Source organism: Proteus sp. MB838 (genome assembly GCF_054767435.1).
Genome location: NZ_BAABMO010000021.1, coordinates 41,897 through 68,011 on the forward strand (window position 1 = coordinate 41,897; position 26,115 = coordinate 68,011).

Here is a 26,115-nt window from a genome sequence, read left to right on the forward strand (position 1 = left end):
TTTCCCTGGTGTTGACGCAGTATTCGCGCACCCCAACCTTCGGTTGGGGTTATTTTTTTCTAGCGTCTGCCAACCAGTTTCTTAAACTTTCTACATCCTTTCTCCAATCTCTTTCTAACTCATCTACCCATTCCTGAACATTATCCCACCATGCAGGTAATTCTGGAGATTGGATCTGTTTTGCCAGTTGCTGTAAATGTTTTAAACCTATAGAGCCTGCCGCGCCTTTGATTTTATGTCCTTCCTCAGTGATGCCCTTTTGATCACGTGCCGTCAGATTAGATTCAAGGACAGACAGGTAACTTGGCATCATCTTTTCAAAAACATCTAAACCATCCGTGATTAATTGAGGTCCGACAAGTTCGATGTATTGATTCAGCATGTCGATATCGAGTAACTCTTCATTTTTACTCAACAATTGAGGTGACTCACTCGATGTCACGGAAACCGCTTCATCTCCCCAGAATTTATTAATAATGGCTGTCAACGCATCCACAGAAAGCGGTTTACTGAGCACATCATTCATTCCAGCGTCTAAATACTCTTTTTTGTCTTTTAAGACATTGGCGGTTAAGGCAATCAATGGCGGCAATTCACTGCTATCAAACTCTTGACGTAATTTTCTTGAAATATCAAATCCGGTCATATCAGGTAATTGAATGTCTAACAATACTAAGTCATATTCACCCGGCTTAAACATTTGCAAAGCCTCTTGCCCAGTCATCGCCACATCTACCGTGTTGCCTAATTTTTCTAATACTGAACATGCTACGATAACATTTAGCTCAATATCCTCAACCAGTAAGATATTAAGGGCAGGAAGCAATAATTCATCATCCTCTTCAAAATCACTTTGCTCTTTAATCGCAGGAGCGACAATGGAAAGCGTAAAGATAGAACCATGCCCTAACTCACTCTCCACATGAATATCGCCTCCCATATGCTGTGCTAAGCGTTTTGAGACAGCAAGACCAATACCTGTTCCCGTTGCAGAACGTCCACCTTGACTGTCGTTGACCTGATAGTACATGGCAAAGATTTTCTCAAGTTCACCTTGAGGGATACCAATACCACTATCTTTCACCTCAAAGAACAACTTATCAGGCGCTTCTTGCCAAATGCGTACTTTAATTTCCCCTTCTTGGGTAAATTTCACCGCATTACCAATTAAGTTCCATAAGATTTGACGCAAACGAGTCCCATCGGTGGTAATTTTATGCGGTAACGTTTCTTGCGCTTCTAAGGTGAATTTTAACCCTTTAGGTTGGACTAATAATCCCGATAGGTTTTCTAAATCAGAGATAAATTCAGTAAAGTCGATAGGTTGGTTATCAAGCTGGATCTTTCTGCGCTCAATTTTATCCATTTCAATCACATCGTTAAAAATATTACCTAACGTTATGGCACTGACATGGATAGTTTTTAAGTAGTTGAGCTGTTCTGGTGATAATTCGGTATCCAATAAAATACGACTTAACCCCACAATCCCATTAAGCGGCGTACGTAGCTCATGGCTGATTGTAGAAATAAAGGTGGTCTTATCACGGCTAGCATTTTCTAACGCGTCTTGATAGCGCTTACGCTCTGTAATGTCACGTCCAAAGCCCATTAAGCCGTGACGCTTACCAATTCGGTCATAAAAGGGTACTTTGCGTAACTCAAAACACGCTTTACGCCCATCCGGATACACCAACCACTGCTCATAAGTGAGTGACACATTATGGCGAAAGACTTTCTCATCGGTTTCCATCACTTTGACGGCGATATCTTCGTCATACACATCCAGTGGTGTTAAGCCAATTAATTGCTTTTCACTTTTACCGGTCAATAGCTCTGTAGCACGGTTACAACCAGAAAATTCATTATCTTCGTTGCGATAGTAGACCAGATCTGGCGAGGCATCTAAGAAGGAGCGTAACAAGGAAGATTGTTGCTCTAGTTCAATTTGCGTCAATTCACGACGCTTCATTTCACTTTTGAGTTTTTCCAATAGTTCAAGATGGGCTTTTTCTACTTTTTCACGCTCTTGGATCTCTAAATTTAATTGCTCAATATTCTCTTTTAATTGTGAATTCAGCTCTAAGTCTCGCTGTCGCATTACGCCTAATTTATCGACCATCCGCGATAAACGACGTCGTGATTCTTCAAGTTGCTCTACCACCACGGAAAGAAAATAGACAGCCCAAGGGGTAATAATCAAACCAAAGAAGATAGAGCGTACCAGATCGATACTAGTGACATCACCGGCAAGTAGGAATGTCACGGCCATCTGTACGACCATCGCTAATACAACCAATGCGGATGCTAACAGTAATGAGAAGCGAATTAACCCTAGCCTCATCATTAAATCTACATAATATTGGGCAAGCCCTTTGAGCAATTTCATTGAAAACTCCAATAGATTGAATCTAGAGAATGATACCTTAAAAATACATTGACGAAGTGGTGAACATTCAGAAAATTGTAGCCAAAACACGATTTTTCACCTTGTATCTTGCCTTTGCATTATTTTGTATCAGTGATCCTCCTTTTCCCGAGGGTATTTATAAAAGCAATTTATAGAGGTATTACATAAATAATAGTTATATTCTTTACCAAAGAGAGAAATTAAAAAATGCAATTTGTCTTTTTTTAGATAAAAGTATAAAAACAATAAAATACTAAAATAGATTAATAATTAAGATAAATTCACTGGCATTATCTAACATCAAAGAATGCAATAAAGCAGAACCCCATAAAAAAAGTGAGATAGCTCACACTCACTATCCCATAACCAATGAAATAATTTTCAAATAATATTTTTATTTATCAAATAATTAAAGAAAAAAAACACGCATCACGCTGGCTATAGTCAAATATCCTTGCTGATTGACCTGTTTTTTATTTATCGATAATTTGACTAGTAGCTTAGCAAAATAAAAAACCGAGATAGCAAAGCTAAAGACACCATCACCCGATGAGCACCCATAAATTTACCTACACCCTTGAGACAAAATCGTTCCTTTTGCGCTCGTTCTTGAGGTGCCCATAAACTGAGTAGGAAGCAAACTATGCTCTATCAAAAAACAGCGGAAAAAGAGAATTGTGGTTTTGGGTTAATAGCCCATATTGAGGGGAAAGCCAGCCATAAAATTGTCAGAAATGCGATCCATGGCCTTGCCCGTATGCAACATCGTGGCGCGATCCTTTCTGATGGAAAAACCGGCGATGGTTGTGGGTTATTATTACAAAAACCAACGCGTTTTTTTCAGTTAATTGCCGAGGAAAATGGCTGGCATTTAGCGAACAATTACGCAGTAGGCATGCTGTTTCTAAGCCAAGATAATGCTATCGCTGCACAGTGCCGTCAAATTGTTGAAGAAGAATTGCAACGAGAAACACTCTCTATCGTTGGCTGGCGTAAAGTACCAACTAACACAGATATTTTAGGCAGTATCGCCCTCTCTTCTTTACCGTCAATAGAACAAATTTTTGTCAATGCACCTGCCGGATGGCGTATTAATGATATTGAGCGCCGCTTATTTGTCGCTCGTCGCCGAATTGAAAAACGTATTACCGATAATGATTTTTATATTTGTAGCCTCTCTAATTTAGTGACTGTCTATAAAGGGCTGTGCATGGCAATTGATTTGCCTCGCTTTTTTACTGACTTAGCGGATTTACGGATGGAATCGTCCATCTGTCTTTTTCATCAACGTTTTTCCACCAATACCACCCCAAAATGGCCGCTTGCGCAACCTTTTCGCTATCTTGCCCATAATGGTGAAATCAATACCATTACCGGAAATCGTCAATGGGCAAGAGCAAGAGCCTATAAATTTCATACGCCGCTGATCCCCGATTTACAAACTGCGGCGCCTTTTGTAAATGAGAGTGGCTCAGACTCAAGCTCACTGGATAATATGCTCGAACTCTTTCTTAATGGGGGGATGGATATTGTCCGCGCTATGCGCCTATTAGTGCCGCCCGCATGGCAAAATAATCCACAAATGGATGATGATCTACGTGCTTTTTTTGATTTTAACTCTATGCATATGGAGCCTTGGGATGGACCTGCGGGGATCGTGTTATCTGACGGTCGCTATGCAGCCTGTACACTAGATAGAAATGGGCTACGTCCAGCTCGCTATGTTATCACGACCGATAATATTATTACCTGTGCTTCTGAAATTGGCATTTGGGATTATCAACCTGATGAAGTTCTAGAAAAAGGGCGTGTCGGCCCTGGCGAACTAATGGTAATAGATACTTATCAAGGTCGCATTTTACATTCTGCTGAAACTGACGAAGATTTAAAAAGGCGACACCCGTATAAACTTTGGTTAGAACGTAACGTTAAACGTCTGATCCCTTTTGAGCAATTGCCTGAGCCACAAGCGACAGGTGAGCGCGCTTTTGATGATAGCTTACTGGCGACATACCAAAAACAGTTCGCTTATAGCCAAGAAGAGCTGGAAACGATTTTGCATGTACTGGCTGAAAATGGGCAGGAAGCCACCGGCTCGATGGGAGATGACACGCCTTTTGCCGTACTTTCTCAGCGCCCACGCTTAATTTATGACTATTTTAGACAAAAATTTGCGCAAGTGACCAATCCGCCGATTGATCCATTAAGAGAAGCGCATGTGATGTCTTTAGCAACCTGTATTGGTCGCGAAATGAATGTCTTTAGTGAAGCGGAAGGACAAGCCCATCGCCTCAGTTTTAAATCACCCATTTTGCTTTATAGTGATTTTCAACAATTACTCAATCAAGAAAGCCCTTATTATTCATCCATCACGCTAGATATCACCTATCAACCGACTGAAAATAATTTAGAAACCGCACTACACATCTTATGTGAAACGGCGCAACAAGCGGTTAATCGTGGTGCAGTATTACTGGTTTTATCCGACAGAAATATCACTCAAGCGCGATTACCTATTCCTGCGCCTATGGCAGTAGGCGCGGTACAAAAAGCCTTGGTAGATAATAATTTACGCTGTGATGCCAATATTATTGTTGAAACTGCAAGCGCCCGTGATCCCCACCACTTCGCTGTACTATTAGGTTTTGGCGCAACCGCTATTTACCCTTACCTGGCTTATGAATCCTTAGCGCAACGAGTCGATAAAAAAATATTGTCGGGTACTTATGCGCAAGTCATGCTCAATTATCGTAATGGGATCAACAAAGGTCTGTATAAGATAATGTCCAAAATGGGGATCTCCACCGTTGCCTCTTACCGTTGCTCACAGCTATTTGAAGCCGTAGGGTTGCATGATAATGTCGTTAAACGTTGCTTCGATGGGGTTGATAATCGTATTAACGGTGCAGATTTTAGCGATTTTGAACAAGACTTATTTAATCTATCCAAACGTGCTTGGCTAACTCGCTATCCTCTAGACGCTGGTGGGTTATTAAAATATACCCATCAAGGAGAATATCACGCCTATAATCCTGATGTGATTCAAGCGTTGCAAAAAGCGGTAAATAGTGGTGACTATGCTGATTACCAACATTATTCCCAATTAGTGCAACAACGCCCTATTACCACCTTACGTGATCTATTAGCTCTCAATGACACAACCCCTATTGCAATTGAAGATGTCGAAGCAGAAAGTGAACTGTTTAAACGCTTTGATACTGCGGCGATGTCAATTGGTGCATTAAGTAAAGAAGCCCATGAAGCCCTTGCGCAAGCAATGAATACCTTAGGCGGATTTTCAAACTCTGGAGAAGGTGGTGAAGATCCGGCACGCTACAACACCAACAAAGTTTCGCGTATCAAACAGATAGCTTCAGGTCGTTTCGGTGTCACGCCGTCTTATCTAATGAGTGCGGATGTATTACAAATCAAAGTGGCACAAGGGGCAAAACCCGGTGAGGGTGGCCAGTTACCCGGTGATAAAGTCACGCCTTATATTGCGCAACTGCGTTATGCCGTACCGGGCGTCACACTGATTTCCCCGCCTCCCCATCATGATATCTACTCTATTGAAGATTTAGCACAACTGATTTTCGATTTAAAACAGATTAATCCCCGTGCGCTTATTTCTGTCAAACTGGTCTCTGAGCCGGGTGTTGGTACAATCGCCACCGGAGTCGCTAAAGCTTATGCAGACTTAATTACTATTGCAGGTTATGACGGCGGTACTGGTGCCAGCCCATTAACGTCAGTTAAATATGCAGGTAGCCCTTGGGAATTAGGGCTAGTAGAAGCACAACAAGCATTAGTTGCCAACAATCTGCGTCATAAAGTGCGCTTACAAGTTGATGGTGGATTAAAAACGGGGGTTGATATTATCAAAGCGGCCATTTTAGGGGCTGAAAGTTTTGGTTTCGGTACCGGGCCAATGGTGGCGTTAGGCTGTAAATATCTGCGAATTTGCCATTTAAATAATTGCGCTATGGGGGTTGCGACCCAAGATGAAACCCTACGCCGCCAACATTTTCATGGTTTACCTGAGCGCGTTATCAACTATTTCCGTTTTATTGCCCAAGAAACCCGTGAACTTATGGCACAACTTGGCGTAAGGAAAATAACCGATTTAATCGGCAGAACGGATTTGCTTTCTTGCTTAGAGGGAATAACCAGTAAGCAGCAAAAATTATCGCTCACAGGATTATTAGAAACTGCGACCTCTCCTACAGGTAAAGCGCTCTATTGTCAGGAGCACAATGATACTTATGATAAAGGAGAATTAAATCAACGTATTGTTGCGCAAACCATCACGGGCGTCGAACAAAAGATAAGCCAAACCCACTATTTCGCCATTCGTAACACAGACCGTTCAGTGGGAGCCACGTTATCCGGGATCATTGCCAAAACCTATGGTGAAAGTGGTTTATCTGCTACACCAATAAAACTTCACTTTACGGGTACTGCTGGTCAAAGTTTTGGCGTTTGGAATGCGCAAGGGGTGGAATTAACCTTAGTGGGTGATGCCAATGATTATGTCGGGAAAGGCATGGCGGGTGGACGCATTGTTATTTCACCGCCAGTCGGTTCTGCCTTTAAAGCCCATCAGACCACGATTATGGGAAATACCTGTTTATATGGCGCAACAGGTGGAAAACTCTATGCATCTGGATTAGCGGGTGAACGTTTTGCAGTCAGAAACTCTGGCGCCATTGCGGTTATTGAAGGGGTTGGGGATAATGGCTGCGAATATATGACCGGCGGTATTGTCTGTATTCTTGGTAAAACAGGGATTAACTTTGGTGCAGGGATGACGGGGGGCTTTGCCTATCTGTTAGATGAAGATACCACACTATCACAACGGATCAATAACGCCTCTATTGAGCTTCTTCCCGTGGCTAATTATGTGATTTTGGCAGAGCATCTTCGCGGTATGATCGCAGAGCATGTACGGCTAACTGGCTCCCAACAAGGAGAAAGACTACTTTCTCAATGGGAATATTGGTCACAACACTTTAAATTAGTCAAACCTAAATCGAGTGATGTTCATGCCTTATTAGGTCATCCTCGCCGTTCAGTCGCTGAATTACGCGTTCAGGCACAATAGGAGAAAAATGATGGGTCAGAATGTGTATCAATTTATCGACTTAAATCGCGTTGAACCGACTAAAAAACCGTTAGCTGTGCGTAAAATTGAGTTTGTCGAGATTTATGAGGCATTTTCTGCTGAGCAAGCCTCTGCACAAGCCGATCGCTGTTTAGACTGTGGTAATCCTTATTGTGAATGGAAATGCCCGGTGCATAACTATATCCCTAATTGGCTAAAATTAGCCAATGAAGGACGAATAATAGAAGCAGCAGAGCTTTCTCATCAAACCAATAGCTTACCGGAAATCTGTGGTCGTGTTTGTCCACAAGACCGATTATGCGAAGGCGCTTGTACGTTAAATGATGAATTTGGTGCGGTCACTATTGGTAATATAGAACGCTATATCAATGATACCGCCTTTGCGCTGGGCTGGCGCCCTTCCCTGTCTCAAGTCACCATGACAGATAAAAAAGTCGCCATTATTGGTGCAGGCCCTGCGGGATTGGCTTGTGCTGATGTGCTGATCCGCCAAGGAGTAAAACCCGTAGTCTATGATAAACACCCTGAAATCGGTGGATTACTCACTTTCGGTATTCCCTCTTTTAAACTTGAAAAATCGCTGATGGTAAGACGACGCGAGTTATTTAGCGAAATGGGAATAACCTTTTGTCTTAATACAGAAATAGGCAAAGATATCTCACTAAAAACACTGACGGAGCAATATGATGCTGTTTTCCTTGGCTTGGGTACTTATCAAAGTTTGAGTGGTCATTTTGCCCATGAGAACGCAATGGGGGTTTATAATGCCTTACCTTATTTAATTGGTAATACTCGCCATTTAATGGGTTATGCAGAAGATCCCCAATCACCTTATATCGACCTCAATAAAAAGCACGTGGTGGTGCTAGGGGGTGGGGATACGGCGATGGATTGTGTACGAACCGCGATCCGCCAAGGTGCCACTAAAGTAACTTGTGTTTATCGTCGCGATGAAAATAATATGCCCGGCTCTAAACGTGAAGTAAAAAATGCCAAAGAAGAAGGTGGCGAATTTTTATTTAATCGCCAACCCCTTGATATTGAAGTAGATGCTAATAATAACGTCATCGGTGTTCGTGTAATAAAAACACAAACCAACGGGGAATTAAAATATATAGAAGGCAGCGAACATATATTATCCGCAGATGCGGTTATTCTTGCATTTGGTTTTAAACCTGCACACTATCCGTGGTTAGATGAAAATAATATTCAATACGCATCATCGGGTAGAATTATTATTAATGATGATCCACTATTACCTTTGCAAACGACCAATCCTAAGGTGTTTGCTGGAGGTGATATTGTAAGAGGCTCCGATCTGGTGGTCACCGCGATAGCACAAGGAAGAGAAGCAGCGGAAGGGATCTTGCGTTATTTATCTTGTTAAAGTTAGCAATATTCAATATTACTTATCTTTAATACTAAAATAGTAACAATACAATTTTATTTATAAATTACCCTGTTTTATTAAAATGGGGTAATTTATTTTTAACTATTATAAATATTAATTATCCCCTCCTAAAAACAACTATTTTAATAATTATTCTCATTATTGTTTAATAATAATTTCCTCCAACACCTTTCTACAAAAAATAGCTGTTTTATTTTGTATAAAAATAACATCTATGCTCTATAGTTAATTTAATTTATTTTCCTAATTTTTACTTTATCTGTTTTTATTTAACTTTTACGCTAATTTTTGTCCATCATTATTTGACTGCAATTGTTAATAACATCACAGTCTAAAAAAATAGATTTTATTTCAGTGCGCAAACTTGATAACAATCAAATATTGTCAGCCTAGCAACTTCATAATGGAATTACCTGATAACTTTACCGAAAAATATAACTTATTGATATTGGGTTATTTTATTCATTAAGCACATTGTCATAATTAACTAGGGGATCACCATGGTGATGCAACTTATAGCCGTAGCCGTTATTATCGTAACGGTCTATTTGCTAATAAAAAAATATGAAACCCGTATGGTATTGATCGGTGCCGGCTTATTGTTATGTATTTTAAGTCTGACACCGCTCGATGCTTTCACTGCATTTAGTGATCGCATGGTTTCATCATCATTAATTCAAGCTATCTGTTCAAGTATGGGTTTTGCCTACGTGATGAAATACACCAAGTGCGATATGCACTTAGTCCATGTTTTATCAAAAGTCCTGACTCGTCTTGGTTTCTTTCTTATTCCAGCAACAGTGATCGTCACTTATTTTATTAATATTGCGATCCCATCAGCAGCCGGATGTGCAGCGGCCGTTGGTGCAACGCTTATTCCGTTATTAATCGCGGCACGTATTCACCCCGCAATCGCAGGTGGTGCGGTGTTATGTGGTACTATCGGTTCCATGTTAAGCCCTGGTATGTCACATAACGCTTTTGTGGCGAATATGGCCAATATGGAAGTCGTCGATTTAATCGCTCGCCATAGCCCATATAGTTTAATGGCAGGAGCAATAGCAGCAGTTTCACTCGCCGTTGTCGCTTTAGTGAAAAAAGAGTTTAAAGTCTCTTCTGTAGCCACAGATGTCGCCAACTCATCTTCTCAAGCAACACCAGAAGCAGTACGCCCTAATTATTTATATGCAACTGCGCCTTTTATCCCATTAATTCTATTAATACTGCCTTTCTTCGAAACATTTAGTACTTTTAAACTATCTGTGCCAGCAGCAATGTTAATTGGTGCCATTTATGCACTGATCATCACATTAACCAATCCGGCTCAAATTACTAAAGAGTTCTTTAAAGGGATGGGTAATGCTTATGGGGATGTGCTGGGGATCATTATCGCAGCAGCCGTATTTGCAGCCGGTCTAAAAGCATCAGGTCTGATTGATGCCTTTATCAACTTCTTAACTCACTCACCTGAATTTGCCCGTTGGGGTGGTACATTAGGGCCATTCTTAATGGGGATTATTACTGGCTCTGGTGATGCTGCAGCATTTGCTTTCAACGAAACCGTCACACCACACGCTGCACAATTTGGTTATGAAATTCCTGACATGGGTATGGCAGCAGCATTATCAGGCGCATTAGGTCGTACAATGTCACCATTAGCAGGGGCAGCCATTGTTTGTGCTGGTCTTGCCAATATCAACCCTATGGAAATCGCAAAACGTACTGCACCGGGTATGATTATCGGCGTCATCGCTGTTGCGTTATTCATGTTATAAGTGGAGAAATGATTATGTCAGTTTCACTAGAACAATTAATTAAATGGCGTCGCGAATTTCACCAATACCCTGAAATTGGCTGGTCTGAATTTTTAACCACTGCCAAAATCGTCAAAGTGCTACGTGGCTTAGGATTAGAAGTTAAAGTCGGCCCTGAAGTTATTAACCAAGACTTTGCTTTTGGACGCCGTCGTCAGGTGGTTGAAAAAGGATTGGCTGTAGCAAGAAAACACCATGTTGACGAAGCACTGCTTGATGAAATGCAAGAGCTTACGGGTTGTGTCGCTATTTTCGATAGTGGCAAACCAGGGCCTACTGTTGCACTGCGTTTTGATATTGACTGTGTTGGGGTAACAGAAACAACAGAGACTCAACATCGTCCACAGGTAGAAAATTTCACCTCTTGTCATCCAGGCGAAATGCATGCTTGTGGTCATGATGGTCATATTACTATTGGTTTAGGGGTTGCTCACTGGTTAGTCGACAATAAAGATAAAGTGAGCGGTAAAGTAAAAATTTTATTCCAACCCGCAGAAGAAGGCGTTCGTGGTGCAAGAGCAATGGCGGAAAGTGGCATTGCTGATGATGCAAATTACTTCTTAGGCTCACACTTAGGCTTTATCGCCAATAGTGGTGAAATCGTTCTTAACCCAACACATTTTTTATGTACCACTAAATATGATTTCCGTTTTAAAGGTACGCCTTCTCATGCGGGGGGCAGAGCCAGAGCTAGGTCGTAACGCATTAGCAGGCGCTTGCCATGCCGCAACACAAATGCTGGGGATCTCTCGCCATGGTAAGGGGATGTCTCGTATTAATATTGGGGTATTAAAAGCCGGTGAAGGTCGTAACGTCACTCCTGCCAATGCCGAAATGCAAATCGAAGTGCGTGGTGAAAATGAAGAGATCAATAGCTTTATGGCTGCCAATGCTGTACGTATGGCAGAAGGTGCCGCACATAGCTTCCAATTAGAAATGGAAAGCGAAGTGATGGGGGAAGCGGTTGATTTAACCAATGACCAAGAACTGATTGATGTGATGGCCAAAGTGGTGGGTAAACACCCAGAACTCACTGCGATCCCAACCCGTCCATTCGGCGGAAGTGAAGATGCAACGGTGTTAGCAAAACGAGTACAACGCTGTGGTGGTAAATCTCTTTACTTTATTGTTGGTGCCGATAGAACTGCCGGACATCACCAAGCAGGCTTTGATTTTGATGAACAACAACTGATGACTGCGGTAAATCTTTACACGGGGTGTTTAGAAGAATTACTGAAATAATCTCTTTTATTTAATTGACTCATTAAAACGCTCTATATCACTATAGGGCGTTTTTTATGCTGTTTTATCGTACAAAAAAATTTAAATTAACCTATTGACCCTTACGTTACGTGAGGTTTTAACCTGCATGACATACAGGAGGTGAAGATATGCTATTTCAAGTAGGAGAGATCGCTAAAAAGACGGGATTAACGGTCCGTACTCTCCATCATTATGAAGAGATAGGTTTATTGCAACCGACTGCAAGAACCGATGCAGGTTATCGACTCTATGATATGAAAAGCATAGAGCGATTAACGCAAATTCAAATGCTACGTCAAATTGGCGTCAAACTGAAAGACATCGGTCATATTCTTAATGGTCATAGTGCAGAGATAGCTTGTTTAATTGAAGAGCGCATTAGCCAATTAACCACGCAAATGCAACAAATTGCCAAATTGCGTTATCAGCTAGAGCATGTTCAACAACAAATACAAACAGGCACTCCATTTACGCAACATGACTGGTTTTCTTTATTGGAGATGATGTCTATGTACGATAAATATTTTACTTATTCTGAATTAGCGCAGTTACCCCTCTATACTGCGCACACATTAAAAAGCCAAGCATGGCAACAGCGTATTTCAACTGTCAATAATTTGATTAAACAAGGTAAATCAGCCGATTCAAATGAAGCGATGCAAGTTTCAAGAGAGTGGATGATAGCTTTAGAGCAAGATACTGGGGGAAATCCCGACTTTTTTGTCCGTTTAAATAAAATGCATATTTCTGATGATAAGTTTGCGACGGCTACCGGTATTACTAAACAGATGATAGATTTTGTTGCTAAAGGCTTTAGCGAATATCAATTATCTGTTTTTAAACCTCATCTGACTCCGGAACAATTTGCCGTAGTACATCAGCACTATTTTGATGCTGGCAGTGTCTGGCCTGAGCTTATTTCTGGATTATATAATGCACTCACTTGCGGAGAAAAAGCAGATTCAGAGCAGGTGCAAAACCTCGCTAAGATGTGGCTAAATATGTTCAATCAGTTTACACAGGGTGATAGTGATATTCAGGCCAAGATCCGTACCATTTATCAAACTGATCATGAAATCGCTAAAGGTACATGGATGACACCTGAGATTGGTCAATATTTATTTACGGCTATTAGTTTGCTAGTGCAAAAATAGCGTTAATTGAAAAATCAAATAGATATAAAAAAGCCCAGCATTTAACCGGGCTTTATGCAATGAAAATAAAAACGTTATTTATTTCACTACACGCAATGATGGGCGACCTGTTGGGCGAGGAGGCTCAGGATCATCATCTGGAGAAGATGGGTTTTCAGCCTGTGTCTCATCTTTCACTAAAGACAGTCCTTCAGTGGCCGAAGCTGAACTGCCGTCTTGCTGCTCATCATCCACCAATGATGGTGTATAACCTTCCTCATAGGCTGGCTCTGGCTCAAACATCATACCCGCACCATTTTCTCGCGCATATATTGCTATTACAGCCGCCATAGGTACGCGCACTTTACGAGGTACACCACCAAAGCTTGCACTAAATAGTACCTGATGCGGCATCAATTCAAGATGACTTACCGCAAAAGGAGAAATATTTAGTACGATTTGACCATCGTGCGCATATTCCATAGGGACTTGAACACCCACGACATTAACATCTACCACTAAGTGGGGGGTTAACTCGTTTTCAAGGATCCAATCATAATGCGCACGCAATAAATGCGGACGGCGCGGAGACATATCCTTAATCTCCATGCTCTATTATCCTCTTGAAGGTAAACGCATTTCGCGCTCTGCTTCGGTTAATGACGCAAGGAAAGAATCCCGCTCAAAAACACGTTGCATATAAATTTGTACATCTTTCGCACCTGCACCGCTTAAATCCACGCCTAATACAGGTAAACGCCATAAGAGAGGAGCTAGGTAGCAATCCACTAAGCTAAACTCTTCACTCATAAAATAAGGGTATTCTTTAAATACCGGAGATACCGCCAATAGCTCTTCGGCGAGTTGTTTACGTGCTGCATTAGCTTGTTGATCGTTACCCTTTTCAATAACATTCATTAAAGAGTACCAATCTTGTTCAATGCGATGCGTCATTAAACGGCTACTACCACGAGCAACAGGATACACTGGCATCAAAGGAGGATGAGGGAAGCGTTCATCAAGATATTCCATAATAATACGTGAATCATATAAAGTCAGTTCACGATCGACCAAAGTCGGCACACTCTGGTACGGGTTAAGATCGATAAGATCTTGTGGAAGATTACCAGCTTCAACCTGTTCAATTTCAACACTGACACCTTTCTCCGCAAGGACAATTCTGACCTGATGGCTGAAAATATCAGTCGGACCGGAAAACAAAGTCATTACCGAACGTTTGTTGGCAGCGACAGCCATGAAAACCTCCAAGTTAATCAATTAAAGGAACAAACATGCTTATGCATCTTCCATTCCCCCATTCCTACAAGACAAACGCACTCATGCCGTTAACTTAAAAAGTTATAAATAACTTAACTTCATTGAGTACGACATTGAGTACCACCTGCATAATAGTCTTATCCTAAGATAATTGTATTTTACAGGTTCAAAAAACCGTTTGTCTTTGCGGCACATATCATAATCAAGCAATACCAAAACAATCACAATATCAATTTGTCATAATAGTTTTGGTATGACTGTCAAATTCTTTATGGACATTAACCACAGTAAAATGACCATAGGCAGCATGCAGCATTAAGAAATCGTCGAAAGAAAGACACTAAAGCAGGCTATTCTATCAGATTTCATGTCACTTAGGGTGAACAATGCGAATAATTCAATTCATTCTGCTAATATACACAAAAACTAAGTTTATAATATCATAAAAAAAAGATATTAAGGATTAAACTCTAAAAAAACGTATTTTTGATCTGCTTTTAATCCATGCTTTTTTCGGCCACAACCCCACATTTTCAAAACAATTTTAAAAATAAAAAAACCCGCCTGTAAAGACGGGTTTTTCAACATCAAATTGATATCTAAAAGATAACAAATTAACGTTTTGAGAACTGTGGACGACGACGTGCTTTGCGCAGACCCACTTTTTTACGTTCAACAGAACGCGCATCACGGGTAACGAAACCAGCTTTACGCAGATCAGAACGTAGAGTCTCATCGTACTCCATCAGTGCACGAGTGATACCGTGACGAATCGCACCTGCTTGACCAGAGATACCACCACCTTTAACAGTGATATATAAATCCAGTTTACCAAGCATATCAACTAATTCCAGCGGTTGACGAACAACCATACGTGCTGTTTCGCGGCCGAAGTAAACTTCAAGGCTACGTTTGTTGATTACGATATTACCGCTACCTGGCTTAATGAAGACACGTGCGGAAGAACTTTTGCGGCGACCTGTGCCGTAGTATTGATTATCAGCCATTGCCTATTATCCCGATTAAATGTCCAGAACTTGCGGTTGTTGTGCCGCGTGGTTGTGCTCAGCGCCTGCGTAAACTTTCAGTTTACGGTACATAGCACGACCCAGAGGCCCTTTTGGCAGCATGCCTTTTACCGCGATTTCGATTACACGCTCAGGACTACGGGCGATCATCTCTTCGAAAGTCGCTTGCTTGATACCACCTACGTGACCAGTATGACGGTAGTAAACTTTGTCAGTACGTTTATGACCAGTTACCGCTACTTTCTCAGCGTTTAAAACGATGATGTAGTCACCAGTATCAACGTGCGGAGTGTATTCCGCTTTATGTTTACCGCGTAAACGGCGTGCGATTTCAGTTGCTAAACGACCTAAAGTTTTGCCGTCTGCATCAACAACATACCAGTCGCGTTTTACGGTTTCTGGTTTAGCTGTAAAAGTTTTCATTATTGAAAATTACCCAATGTTTAGTTACACGTTGGTGAACACTCGGTTCAAATGCTATTGAGGTTCACACGACTCTTGTGTCCAGCAAACCTACCCCTTCGAGTAGCACTGCTGACTCTAAAATGCGAGTTTTTTGGGAAATAAAAAACTTGCTGCAACGTGGGGTCGCAAGATTATAGAGAAGTCAGAAAAAAAAATCGAGTCATAATTGAAAAACAATTGGATTCTTTTTCAATATTTCAGCAAAAAATACCTTATGGCGCTATTTTTGTTAGCCTACTCGCCATCTCTGTCATCAACTATTACCACCTGAAGAGAAGCATTCTCCCTTGCCAAAGCGATTGTAATCACTTAATAAGTACCGTTTTGCCATTTTTATAACAATCAATAGCATCAAGCGTTACAATGAGCGCCATCCTACCATAATCAAAACAGAGTTTCTTTAACAATTAAGCGAGATGAGGCTGTGAAAGATACTCTTCACTTTGCATTTCTTGCAAACGCGATAAACAACGTTGGTATTCAAAACATAAAAATTGCCCTTGATAAATCTCGCTCATCTCAACATCAGCATTAATAATTAGTTTCACCTTACGCTCATAGAACTCATCAACCAATGCTAAGAAACGACGGGCAACATCTTCATTTCTACTCCCCATCTGCACCATTTCATAAAGCAACACAGTGTGATAGTGCTTTGATAATTCAATATAATCAAGTTGACTCCGCGCTTGTACACATAACGTATCAAAGTTAACCGCCAGTACACCATTAGCCACTTTTCTCATTACCATTGGACGATGATTAATGGTTAATGTGGGCGCGAATACAACTTCACTACTGCTGGCAAGCTGAGTAAAAATTTTATCCATTTGCTGGCGGTTATGCTCTGTTAATGGAGATAAAAATAGATGGGCTTGAGTTAATGTTCTTAAGCGATAATCAATCCCCGCATCAACATTCAAAATTTCACAATGGTTTTTTATTTGTTCTATAGCAGGTAAAAAACGTGCTCGTTGTAGTCCATTGCGATAGAGATCATCAGGGGGAATATTAGATGTCGCCACTAAAGTAATACCTCTGGCAAATAACGCTTCAAGTAATGTTCCTAAAATCATCGCATCAGTAATATCTGAAACAAAGAACTCATCAAAACAGAGTACATCGGTTTGCGCTTTAAAGCCGTCAGCAATGATATCCAGTGGATTTTCTTGCCCTTGTAAGCCTTTTAATTCATCTTGCACCCGTAACATAAAGCGGTGAAAGTGCAGACGCAGTTTTCGTTCTGTGGGTAAGCTTTGATAGAACATATCCATCAACCAGGTTTTACCTCGCCCAACCCCTCCCCACATATAAACACCACGCTCAGGGGCAATTGCGCTTTTTTTCGCACGAAACTTTCCTAACAACCGCTGAGTAATAGAACTTTTTTCTGGTGATGTCCGGTTTAATAATGCATGGTATAACTGTTCCAGATGGAGAACGGTTTGTCGCTGAACCTCATCAGGTTGATAATCCCCCTGCTGTAACGCGGTTTCATAAAGTGATAATGGCGTGCTAACGGTCATGGATGCTCTCTTATCCTTAAAATTTTGACATAAGTAAATACCTTGCGAATGCCTCTATTATAAGCAGTAAGAATTGTTTTAACATCGATGTAACACAGGAATTTTCATATTAAGCTTAAGGATATTATTCCACCCATGCCTTTTAGCGGTTATGATGTTATAAGAATCCATCGTCCTCACTATTAGATGAAAAGGAGTTGCCATGGTTTGGGTTTATGCACTGATTGGATTAGTTGTTGGTCTTATTATCGGCGCACTGGCAATGCGTTATGGTAATAAAACCATGCGCCAACAAGATGCTATAAAAGCAGAATTAGATACTAAAAAAGAAGAACTTGATACATATCGCAACGAGCTTGTCAGCCACTTTGCTCGAAGTGCTGAACTACTGGACAATATGGCGAAAGACTACCGCCAACTTTATCAACACATGGCAAAAAGCTCCAATGAGTTAATGCCAGACATGCCTGTTCAAGATAACCCATTTAATTATCGGTTAAATGAATCAGAGGCAGCCAATGATCAATCCCCGATCAAAATGCCGCCACGTGATTATTCCGAAGGGGCATCTGGATTATTTAGACCTACCGATAAAAAAGATGATTAACACACAAACGCCACAACTATTGTGGCGTTTATTTTATATTATTTTGTAAAAAGTTAATGATTTAATAGGACGGTTTAAAGATAGCTATTGTCTTGTAAATCCATGTAAAAGAAAGCCCTACTGATAGCTTACCAATGAACTTTCCTTTATTTCTATATGTCTTAGTAACATCGAGCTCATATTGAGCAATAAATATTTTTGATAACAATATCAAGATCAAGAGACTCATATTCATGTTGACTAAAAAAAGAAAATTACTACTTAGCGCATTAGCGATGAGTGTTGGTTTATCACTCTCTACTCTCCCGGCAACCAGTATGGCCGCCCTGCCTTCGGTAATGCCATCTGGAGAACAACTACCTAGCTTGGCTCCAATGCTAGAAAAAGTCTTGCCCGCTGTGGTCAGTGTGCATGTTTCTGGAACTCGAGTACAAAGCCAGCAGGTTCCAGAAGAGTTTAAATTTTTCTTTGGTCCAAATTTTCCTTCACAACAACAAAGCATCCGCCCTTTTGAAGGCTTAGGTTCAGGGGTGATTATTGATGCTGAAAAAGGTTATGTATTAACCAATAATCACGTTGTTGATGGAGCCGATAAAATTCAACTCCAAATTAATGATGGCCGTGAATTTGACGCCAAATTAATTGGTAGCGATCCACAAACAGATATCGCCCTACTACAAATTGAGAAACCCAATAACTTAACCGCCATTAAAATGACTGACTCAGATAAATTACGTGTTGGTGACTTTGCGGTTGCTGTGGGTAATCCATTTGGTTTAGGTCAAACCGCGACTTCCGGTATTATTTCAGCCTTAGGTCGTAGTGGTTTAAATCTGGAAGGGTTAGAAAACTTTATTCAAACTGATGCATCAATTAACCGTGGTAACTCTGGTGGTGCTTTAGTTAATCTCAATGGTGAACTTATCGGTATTAATACCGCAATTTTAGCACCAGGTGGTGGCAATATTGGTATTGGTTTCGCGATCCCAAGTAATATGGCGCGTGATCTCAGCCAACAACTGATTACACATGGTGAAGTGAAACGCGGTATTTTAGGTATTCGCGGTACTGAAATGAATGCTGATTTAGCGAAATCCTTTAAAATTGATGCCCAACGCGGTGCTTTTGTCAGTGAAGTATTGGCGGACTCTTCCGCAGCTAAAGCCGGTATAAAACCAGGTGATGTCCTTATTTCTATTGATGGTAAACGCATTAATAGCTTTGCTGAATTAAGAGCAAAAGTTGGTACAACACCACCAGGTAAAGAGATCCTGATTGGTTTGATCCGCCAAGGAAAACCAATGGATGTCAAAGTTACACTAGAGAAACAATCAGCAGATGCAACGCGAGCGGATAACTTCTCTCCCGCACTTCAAGGGGCAACGCTCAGTAACTATGTTAACAAACAAGTTAAAGCGGTTGCTGTAGATTCTGTGGAGAAAGGCTCAGCGGCAGCAGCATCGGGGTTACAAAAAGGCGACCTTATTATTGGTATCAACAATATGCCAATTGGCTCCTTAGGTGACTTACGTAAAACCATCGATGCTAAACCACCGGTTCTTGCATTAAACATTAAACGTGGCAACGAAGAAATTTATCTTCTGTTACGTAACAGCTCGCGTTAAACCCCACTTACTAGTATCTAATTTATTTGTTCCTTTCTGCCCTATTACTTCGGTAATAGGGTTTTTTTCTTGATTTCATATCACTAAAAAACGATTTTCTACGCTGACATATCCTTTCAAAAGCGAAACTGTGCTATTCTCATGACACTTACGACGCTATCCTCTTATTCAAACATAAATACAGGATTTTTATGTTAAGCAAGCTACTGCGATCTACCTTGATTGGTGTTTTAACAGCTGCCATTCTTTTGGTTGCGGTACCTTCTATCCGCCCTATCTTTATTGAACACCTGATTAATGGTGATTTTCTTAATACCCCATTTAGCTATAACAAAGCCGTGCGCCGTGCGGCACCTGCGGTAGTTAATGTCTACAGCAGCACAATGGGAAGCTTTTCTCAAGAAGGGCGCGAGCTGACCTCGCTAGGTGCGGGGGTGATTATGGATCCGCGAGGCTATATTCTTACCAATCAGCACGTTATTAATAATGCAGATCAAATTATTGTGGCTTTGCAAAACGGTGATCTCTACGAAGGGTTATTGATTGGCTCAGATCCCTTAACCGATCTTGCAGTATTAAAAGTTGATGCAGAAAAATTACCCACCATCCCCATCAATAGTAAGCGTATTTCTCATGTGGGTGATGTTGTTTTAGCCATTGGTAACCCATTTAATATTGGGCAAACTATCACACAAGGTATTATTAGTGCCACAGGACGTGTCGGCTTAAGCCCAACACGTTACCAAAACTTCCTTCAAACCGATGCGTCAATTAATGAAGGAAATTCAGGGGGGGCACTGATTAATACTGAAGGTGAGTTAGTGGGTATTAATACCATGACCTTTGATTCAGGCACCTACAATGGCTATCGCCCCAGTGCGGAAGGACTTGGCTTTGCTATTCCAACACAATTAGCCGTAAAAATTATGAATAAGCTTATCCGTGATGGGCGAGTTATTCGTGGTTTTATTGGTATTACCGCGAAAGAGCTACCTAAAATTCGCTCTTCAAATACCGATATTAAACAGATCCAAGGATTACGTATCTTCCGCATTACGCCCAATAGTCCTGCTGATAAAGCGGGAATGAAAATTGGCGATATCATTTTAAGTATCGACCATGCTCCGGCTAAATCAGCTATGGAGATGATGGACTATATTGCAGAAACACGTCCTGGTACCGTTTTACCGGTAACCTTATTACGTGATGGTAATGAAATAAATGTTGATGTCACAATTTCAGAATATCAGCCAGAGTCATAGCCATAGCTAACTTTCGCGAGTTACCTCGTTATTCACGACATTATTGCTTATTTACCATGCGGCTATTTTCAATGGCATGCCAAATTTTTTCTGCTTTACGTCCAATAAAAATCAGTGAAATAGCCAAAATAAAAAAGAAAATTGCACTATGTAAGCTATTCCAGAAATATTCAAAAAAGCGGGTATAAAGATTGATACCAAGGAATGTTAGTCCAAAGCCTCTCAACATACCATCATCGGTTTTTAAGCTGATATAAATACAAATGACAGCAACAACAGCAAATAATAAAGCCCAAGGTAATAACTGCACACTTGAAATGTAATACCACGTATCCGGATCGTAATTACCAAAAATAGACATGATCCACAACGCAATAAAGAGATAAGACAGTCCCATTATCTTTGTCATAAAAAATAAGCGACGGCACATTAAAATATTTTGCAAAAAATAGCATCCCGCTAATAATGCAGAGCCAAATAACACAAAACGAATAGGATAATTCATGCCTAGCCAATAAGCGCCCCAACCGGACATATAACCCGTTTTAGCACCAAACCAATTGCCCAACATTAATAAGAAAAATAACCACACTAATGAAGAGCGACTGATAAAGCCAATCACAGCATAAATAATGCAACCCATTAAAAGAAGTGGCGCAATATTACCACTACCATCATCTAACAACTCACCGAGTTGCCAAAGAAAAACCGCCGTAAATAATATCCCTAAAAAGAGAATAAACTCAGTACTGTAATGCCATAGTATTTCTTTGCGTTGGCGTTTAAAGCCCCAAAAATAAAACATACCAGCAATAAGCGCAGGAAATACCACACGCATAATCTCAGAGACACTAAATAATTCGATAAGATAATGAATTAATGCGGTATCACTAAAAAGGTTAACGGCAGCAATAATTAAGCAGGCAATAGCTATCCAAAAAGCATAGCGACTCAATCTTTTCCAATCAAAGGGAAGGCGTTGTAATGTACTTTCTAGTTGTTGATGCTGTTGTGCTGATAGCTCACCAGATTGTTGCCAATGATCAAGTGCTTGACGAATAACACGCTCTTGTTTCCTTGTGACCTGCATAGCGTTTTTTCCTTTTTTATTGGTAAGCGGTTAATAAAGAATGACCTAACACAGGCTGACTTTCTTTACTGTATCCTGCTATCAAAGAATTACCATAGGTATTATTTTATTAATTTCATTTAGAATGATGGATATACCACGTTATAATAAAAAATAATATATATTAATTTTTTTACTTAACTGATAGGTGAATAATCCTAAATAGTTATTTATCATTACACAGCGCACATTTTTTATCCATTAAGCAGAAATTCAAAAAAGCATATGATATTTATCATTTAATAAAATACAAAATAAATATAAAAATAATACGTAAAAGAGATTTTCAATGAAAATAGAATTAGCCAAAAGCCTTGAATTAAATAGAAATATTACAGCAGAAGAAGCTGATAATTTATTTTCAAAAAAAATAATAACATCAAAATATCTTTTTGAATGTACTGAACCTGATTGTCATGCCCAAGTAACTTGTGCCAATCTTGATAAACCAAACCGATTACGAAAAAGAGTTCCTCATTTTAAATTTGTTTCTGAACATAGTGATACATGTAAAATAGGGATCAATGAAGAAAATGAATTTCGTAGAATAAAAAAAATGAAAGAAGATCCAGAGGCTCTTCCTTTTATTCTCGATGATATTGTTGAGCTTGATCTCTCAACACCTTATAAAACTAAATTTCATGATATCTCTTCATCAAAAGAGGAAGATGGCATCAACAAACGCTTAAAAACAAAAAATATTGATGACGAAAATAGTAATAAAACACGTCATTCAAAAAAGCGTTTATCAGGACTCGTTAATGATTTTATCGATAAAAAAAATTTCTTTCTCAATATTGCAGAAGGAAAGATCCATTTAAGAGATTTCTTCATTTATATTAATGATAAAAAAGATCTAAGCGAATATGTAGATGAACCTCGAATATACTTCGGTAAAGCTTGGGTTAAGCGTATAGATAATTATTACCTTGTCCGTTTTGATAAAAAAATGAAAAAAGGTGACTTAATTTGCAAGCCAACATTTTTTATTTCTGAACGTCTTGTAAATAAATCAGAGTATAAAAGAACCTCTCGGCAAGAATTAGATAAAATAGCACTATCAACACCGCCAAAACCTCTTTATTTATTTATATTTAGTGAATTACCACCTGTAAAAATGAATAATGGTGATTTTATCAATTTCAAATTAGATGACTTAACATACTTATATTACAAAACATGGGGTAAAAAAAGTGAATGAAATATATGAAATAGCCTATTCAGCGGCAGCAAATAGATTATGTTTGTTTACAGGAACCGGTTTTTCTAAAGCACTAACGAATAACAAAGCTCTTGGCTGGCAATCTTTACTTGAAAAAGCCTGTGATAAATTAGATGGTTTAAATAAAGTCAAAAAATCACTTTTTCCCGAAAATGGAAAAAATCCATTAAGCTTAGAAGAAGCGGCTCAAGTTATTTATATTGAATATCAAAAAAAAGGAGAAAATTTACATGAAAAGATAGCAGAAATAATAAAAGAAATTCATTTATCAAAAGATAATAAGCATGTAAAGAATTTCTTAGATAATAATTCAATAAGAATAATAACAACAAATTATGATAAACTTATCGAAGAAATGATCCCAATAAAAAAATGTCAATCTCTTGCACCTGGTTTACCAATACCAAAAGCATCTTCCAGTACAAAAATTTATCATGTTCATGGTTCTATTGATTCGCCTAGTAATATGGTAGTTACTTCTGATGATTATTTTAAATTTATAAACTATAACTCTTATTTTTCTAAGAAAATAAGCTCCATGATTTATGAAAATACAATCGTTATATTAGGCTATTCTCTTGGAGACACTAATCTTAAAGCAATTATTAATGAGTACAAAAATTTCTCACGAGAAAATGTTATTGGTTCCTCTATGTTTTTAGTATCGAGAAAGAAAGTAGAATCTTATTTAAAAGAGTATTATTTTCATTGTTATGGCATTAGAGTCATTGATAATTTAGATATTCATGACTTTTTTGATAAATTAAATTCAAAAATTCAAGATGTACAAAAAAGAGTAGAAGATTCGTTAGAGAATATCGAAAAAGTACTGAGTGGAAAACACAGCTTTTCTAAAAGTTTTCTCAAGGTTGAAAATAATTTTTATGAAATAATTATGTCCTTAGCTGCATTTGGTGTTCTTGTGACAGATGCCAAGGCAATGAATATGATAGAAAAAATAATACAGGAAAAAATAAAACTAACGAGCGAAAATAGTGCATGGGAACAATATGTTCATTTAGCAAATTGGCTAATTTATCTTGCAACAATTATCGAAATAAAAGATACATCCTTAGAAAAAATATATCTTAAAGCGGTATTTCATTCGATGAATCATATGAGTAAAGACTATTCTATAGGATATTCTTGGCACGCCTATAAAGCATGGGAAAGTAAGTGGTTTTCGCTTATTGTATCAAATAGAGTCATGCTAAAAAACTATGTAAGCAAAAACATTAATAACCAAGATGCTGTTAACTTAGTGAAAAATCTATAAATACGCTTGATGAATAATAAAAAACCATAGCACCAATAAAGTGCTATGGTTTTTAATCACGATAACAGGGTAACTAAACTTAATTAGTCATTAGAATGTAGACGTTCGATTTTAGCCCCTAAACCCTGTAATTTGGCTTCAATATTTTCATAGCCACGGTCGATATGATAGATACGATCAACAATCGTCGTACCTTCAGCAATGCAACCGGCTAATACTAAGCTGGCAGAAGCACGTAAATCGGTAGCCATCACTTGAGCGCCTGAAAGCTTATCAACACCATGACAAAGTACAGTATTGCTTTCGATTTCAGCATGGGCCCCCATACGGATAAGTTCAGGAATATGCATAAAACGATTTTCAAAAATCGTTTCAGTGATCATTCCTGCTCCATCAGCCACAAGATTTAAAAGACTAAACTGAGCTTGCATATCGGTTGGGAAACCAGGATGTGGTGCCGTACGCAGAGTCACCGCTTTAGGACGTTTACCATGCATATCAAGGCTTATCCAGTCTTCGCCCGTTTCAATATCAGCACCCGCTTCACGTAATTTAGCTAATACCGCATCAAGCGTATCTGGTTTAGCATTGCGACAAACAACACGACCACGAGAAACCGCCGCCGCGACTAAGAATGTCCCCGTTTCAATACGGTCTGGTAAAATTTGATAGGTGCCTCCACCAAGGCGTTCAACCCCTTCAATAGTAATGCTATCGGTGCCTGCACCACTGATTTTTGCGCCTAAGGTATTAAGAAAATTCGCGGTATCTTCAATTTCTGGCTCTCTCGCCGCGTTTTCAATAATGGTTTTACCTTCGGCTAAAACAGCGGCAGTCATAATGGTAATAGTGGCACCTACGCTCACTTTATCCATTACAATATGTGCCCCTTTTAAGCGACCATCAACACGCGCTTTCACATAACCTTCATCCAGCGTAATTTCCGCACCAAGCTGCTCTAAACCTGTAATATGCAGATCAACTGGGCGCGCACCAATCGCACAACCACCCGGCAAAGAAACCTGACCACGTCCGAAACGTGCAACTAATGGCCCTAATGCCCAAATAGAGGCACGCATCGTTTTAACTAATTCATAGGGAGCACAAAATTCGTTGATATGACGAGCATCAACAAAAACAGAGCCGTTGCGTTCGACTTTAGTACCTAAACGATTAAGTAACTTAATGGTGGTATCAATATCTTTTAGCTTAGGAACATTGGTTAATTCTACTGGCTCTTCGGCAAGGATAGCAGCGAACAGAATTGGTAGTGCAGCATTTTTTGCGCCTGAAATAGTGACCTCACCGGATAAGCAGGTAGGCCCTTGTACTCTAAATTTATCCATCTGTAGAACTCTCTTTTTTATTTTGCTGTACGCTGTATACCTACTGAATTAAAGCCCGCTGAGTTTACGATCCCTTTTCCACTCTTCGGGTGTGTAGGCTTTAATAGATAAAGCGTGAATACGATTATCTGCGATATATTCCATCAAAGGGGCATAAATGGTTTGTTGTTGTTTCACTCTGCTCATTCCTTCAAACATCGC

Annotated in this window: 17 protein-coding genes and 2 pseudogenes; 10 read left to right on the forward strand and 9 right to left on the reverse strand. The window is 39.7% G+C overall.

Annotated features, from left to right (window positions below; all coding sequences use genetic code 11):
• Positions 1–49 precede the first annotated feature (49 nt).
• Positions 50–2,386, reverse strand: coding sequence for an aerobic respiration two-component sensor histidine kinase ArcB (gene arcB / locus ACYUCW_RS10710; protein WP_004245272.1), 2,337 nt, complete (start codon positions 2,384–2,386; stop codon positions 50–52).
• A 664-nt stretch (positions 2,387–3,050) separates the two neighbouring features.
• Here arcB and gltB point away from each other — a divergent pair.
• The 5 genes and pseudogenes from gltB (at position 3,051) to ACYUCW_RS10735 (ending at position 13,171) form a co-directional block, all read left to right on the forward strand.
• A complete protein-coding gene (gene gltB, locus ACYUCW_RS10715; protein WP_460408565.1) occupies positions 3,051–7,508 on the forward strand; it encodes a glutamate synthase large subunit in 4,458 nt (1,485 codons plus the stop codon).
• Positions 7,509–7,518: 10 nt separating this feature from the next.
• Entirely contained in the window at positions 7,519–8,916 is a 1,398-nt protein-coding gene (locus ACYUCW_RS10720; protein WP_026090455.1) for an FAD-dependent oxidoreductase, read from the forward strand.
• 524 nt (positions 8,917–9,440) lie between these two features.
• The gene (gene dcuC / locus ACYUCW_RS10725; protein WP_004245277.1) at positions 9,441–10,715 is read left to right on the forward strand and encodes a C4-dicarboxylate transporter DcuC; all 1,275 of its coding nucleotides are present in this window, start codon (positions 9,441–9,443) and stop codon (positions 10,713–10,715) included.
• 14 nt (positions 10,716–10,729) lie between these two features.
• Positions 10,730–11,996: pseudogene (locus ACYUCW_RS10730) on the forward strand (amidohydrolase).
• A 149-nt stretch (positions 11,997–12,145) separates the two neighbouring features.
• On the forward strand, positions 12,146–13,171 hold the full coding sequence (locus tag ACYUCW_RS10735; RefSeq protein WP_004248926.1) for a MerR family transcriptional regulator: 1,026 nt from the start codon (positions 12,146–12,148) through the stop codon (positions 13,169–13,171).
• 78 nt (positions 13,172–13,249) lie between these two features.
• Here the strand turns inward: ACYUCW_RS10735 and sspB are convergent, their stop codons facing one another.
• The 5 genes from sspB to zapE all read right to left on the reverse strand — a co-directional run bounded on the left by sspB (position 13,250) and on the right by zapE (position 17,447).
• On the reverse strand, positions 13,250–13,759 hold the full coding sequence (gene sspB, locus ACYUCW_RS10740; RefSeq protein WP_004245280.1) for a ClpXP protease specificity-enhancing factor: 510 nt from the start codon (positions 13,757–13,759) through the stop codon (positions 13,250–13,252).
• Between the two features lie 6 nt (positions 13,760–13,765).
• Complete coding sequence (gene sspA, locus ACYUCW_RS10745; RefSeq protein WP_460408569.1) at positions 13,766–14,407, reverse strand: stringent starvation protein SspA; 642 nt, start codon at positions 14,405–14,407, stop codon at positions 13,766–13,768.
• Positions 14,408–15,042: 635 nt separating this feature from the next.
• Complete coding sequence (rpsI, locus tag ACYUCW_RS10750; RefSeq protein ID WP_004245284.1) at positions 15,043–15,435, reverse strand: 30S ribosomal protein S9; 393 nt, start codon at positions 15,433–15,435, stop codon at positions 15,043–15,045.
• 15 nt (positions 15,436–15,450) lie between these two features.
• On the reverse strand, positions 15,451–15,879 hold the full coding sequence (gene rplM, locus ACYUCW_RS10755) for a 50S ribosomal protein L13 (RefSeq protein WP_004245285.1): 429 nt from the start codon (positions 15,877–15,879) through the stop codon (positions 15,451–15,453).
• A gap of 449 nt (positions 15,880–16,328) precedes the next feature.
• Positions 16,329–17,447 (reverse strand): cell division protein ZapE, encoded by a 1,119-nt coding sequence (zapE, locus tag ACYUCW_RS10760; protein WP_113976963.1) that lies wholly within the window; start codon positions 17,445–17,447, stop codon positions 16,329–16,331.
• A gap of 202 nt (positions 17,448–17,649) precedes the next feature.
• On the opposite strand from zapE, the gene zapG reads away from it, so the two are divergent.
• The 3 genes from zapG (at position 17,650) to degS (ending at position 20,941) form a co-directional block, all read left to right on the forward strand.
• Positions 17,650–18,054 (forward strand): Z-ring associated protein ZapG, encoded by a 405-nt coding sequence (gene zapG / locus ACYUCW_RS10765; protein ID WP_460408572.1) that lies wholly within the window; start codon positions 17,650–17,652, stop codon positions 18,052–18,054.
• Positions 18,055–18,287: 233 nt separating this feature from the next.
• A complete protein-coding gene (degQ, locus tag ACYUCW_RS10770; RefSeq protein ID WP_004248924.1) occupies positions 18,288–19,679 on the forward strand; it encodes a serine endoprotease DegQ in 1,392 nt (463 codons plus the stop codon).
• 191 nt (positions 19,680–19,870) lie between these two features.
• Entirely contained in the window at positions 19,871–20,941 is a 1,071-nt protein-coding gene (degS, locus tag ACYUCW_RS10775; RefSeq protein ID WP_460408574.1) for an outer membrane-stress sensor serine endopeptidase DegS, read from the forward strand.
• Positions 20,942–20,981: 40 nt separating this feature from the next.
• Here the strand turns inward: degS and ACYUCW_RS10780 are convergent, their stop codons facing one another.
• Complete coding sequence (locus ACYUCW_RS10780; RefSeq protein WP_460408576.1) at positions 20,982–22,031, reverse strand: DUF2157 domain-containing protein; 1,050 nt, start codon at positions 22,029–22,031, stop codon at positions 20,982–20,984.
• Positions 22,032–22,359: 328 nt separating this feature from the next.
• On the opposite strand from ACYUCW_RS10780, the gene ACYUCW_RS10785 reads away from it, so the two are divergent.
• Both ACYUCW_RS10785 and ACYUCW_RS10790 read left to right on the forward strand, forming a co-directional pair.
• Positions 22,360–23,271 (forward strand): hypothetical protein, encoded by a 912-nt coding sequence (locus ACYUCW_RS10785; protein ID WP_049237052.1) that lies wholly within the window; start codon positions 22,360–22,362, stop codon positions 23,269–23,271.
• Positions 23,264–24,568 carry an SIR2 family NAD-dependent protein deacylase gene (locus ACYUCW_RS10790; RefSeq protein ID WP_049237054.1) on the forward strand — a complete coding sequence of 435 codons (1,305 nt, stop codon included), beginning with the start codon at positions 23,264–23,266 and terminating at the stop codon, positions 24,566–24,568. Before ACYUCW_RS10785 ends, ACYUCW_RS10790 begins: the two co-directional genes overlap by 8 nt.
• A gap of 83 nt (positions 24,569–24,651) precedes the next feature.
• On the opposite strand, the gene murA is transcribed toward ACYUCW_RS10790, so the two are convergent.
• Both murA and ibaG read right to left on the reverse strand, forming a co-directional pair.
• A complete protein-coding gene (murA, locus tag ACYUCW_RS10795) occupies positions 24,652–25,914 on the reverse strand; it encodes a UDP-N-acetylglucosamine 1-carboxyvinyltransferase (protein ID WP_004245292.1) in 1,263 nt (420 codons plus the stop codon).
• Positions 25,915–25,962: 48 nt separating this feature from the next.
• Positions 25,963–26,115 (reverse strand): annotated as a pseudogene (gene ibaG / locus ACYUCW_RS10800) (BolA family iron metabolism protein IbaG); the annotation flags it as partial.

Bases quoted from the DNA above. Each gene is read 5' to 3' on its own strand.
- arcB (WP_004245272.1), bottom strand. From the start codon at position 2,386: ATGAAATTGCTCAAAGGGCTTGCCCAATATTATGTAGATTTAATGATG.
- gltB (WP_460408565.1), top strand. From the start codon at position 3,051: ATGCTCTATCAAAAAACAGCGGAAAAAGAGAATTGTGGTTTTGGGTTA.
- ACYUCW_RS10720 (WP_026090455.1), top strand. From the start codon at position 7,519: ATGGGTCAGAATGTGTATCAATTTATCGACTTAAATCGCGTTGAACCG.
- dcuC (WP_004245277.1), top strand. From the start codon at position 9,441: ATGGTGATGCAACTTATAGCCGTAGCCGTTATTATCGTAACGGTCTAT.
- ACYUCW_RS10735 (WP_004248926.1), top strand. From the start codon at position 12,146: ATGCTATTTCAAGTAGGAGAGATCGCTAAAAAGACGGGATTAACGGTC.
- sspB (WP_004245280.1), bottom strand. From the start codon at position 13,759: ATGGAGATTAAGGATATGTCTCCGCGCCGTCCGCATTTATTGCGTGCG.
- sspA (WP_460408569.1), bottom strand. From the start codon at position 14,407: ATGGCTGTCGCTGCCAACAAACGTTCGGTAATGACTTTGTTTTCCGGT.
- rpsI (WP_004245284.1), bottom strand. From the start codon at position 15,435: ATGGCTGATAATCAATACTACGGCACAGGTCGCCGCAAAAGTTCTTCC.
- rplM (WP_004245285.1), bottom strand. From the start codon at position 15,879: ATGAAAACTTTTACAGCTAAACCAGAAACCGTAAAACGCGACTGGTAT.
- zapE (WP_113976963.1), bottom strand. From the start codon at position 17,447: ATGACCGTTAGCACGCCATTATCACTTTATGAAACCGCGTTACAGCAG.
- zapG (WP_460408572.1), top strand. From the start codon at position 17,650: ATGGTTTGGGTTTATGCACTGATTGGATTAGTTGTTGGTCTTATTATC.
- degQ (WP_004248924.1), top strand. From the start codon at position 18,288: ATGTTGACTAAAAAAAGAAAATTACTACTTAGCGCATTAGCGATGAGT.
- degS (WP_460408574.1), top strand. From the start codon at position 19,871: ATGTTAAGCAAGCTACTGCGATCTACCTTGATTGGTGTTTTAACAGCT.
- ACYUCW_RS10780 (WP_460408576.1), bottom strand. From the start codon at position 22,031: ATGCAGGTCACAAGGAAACAAGAGCGTGTTATTCGTCAAGCACTTGAT.
- ACYUCW_RS10785 (WP_049237052.1), top strand. From the start codon at position 22,360: ATGAAAATAGAATTAGCCAAAAGCCTTGAATTAAATAGAAATATTACA.
- murA (WP_004245292.1), bottom strand. From the start codon at position 25,914: ATGGATAAATTTAGAGTACAAGGGCCTACCTGCTTATCCGGTGAGGTC.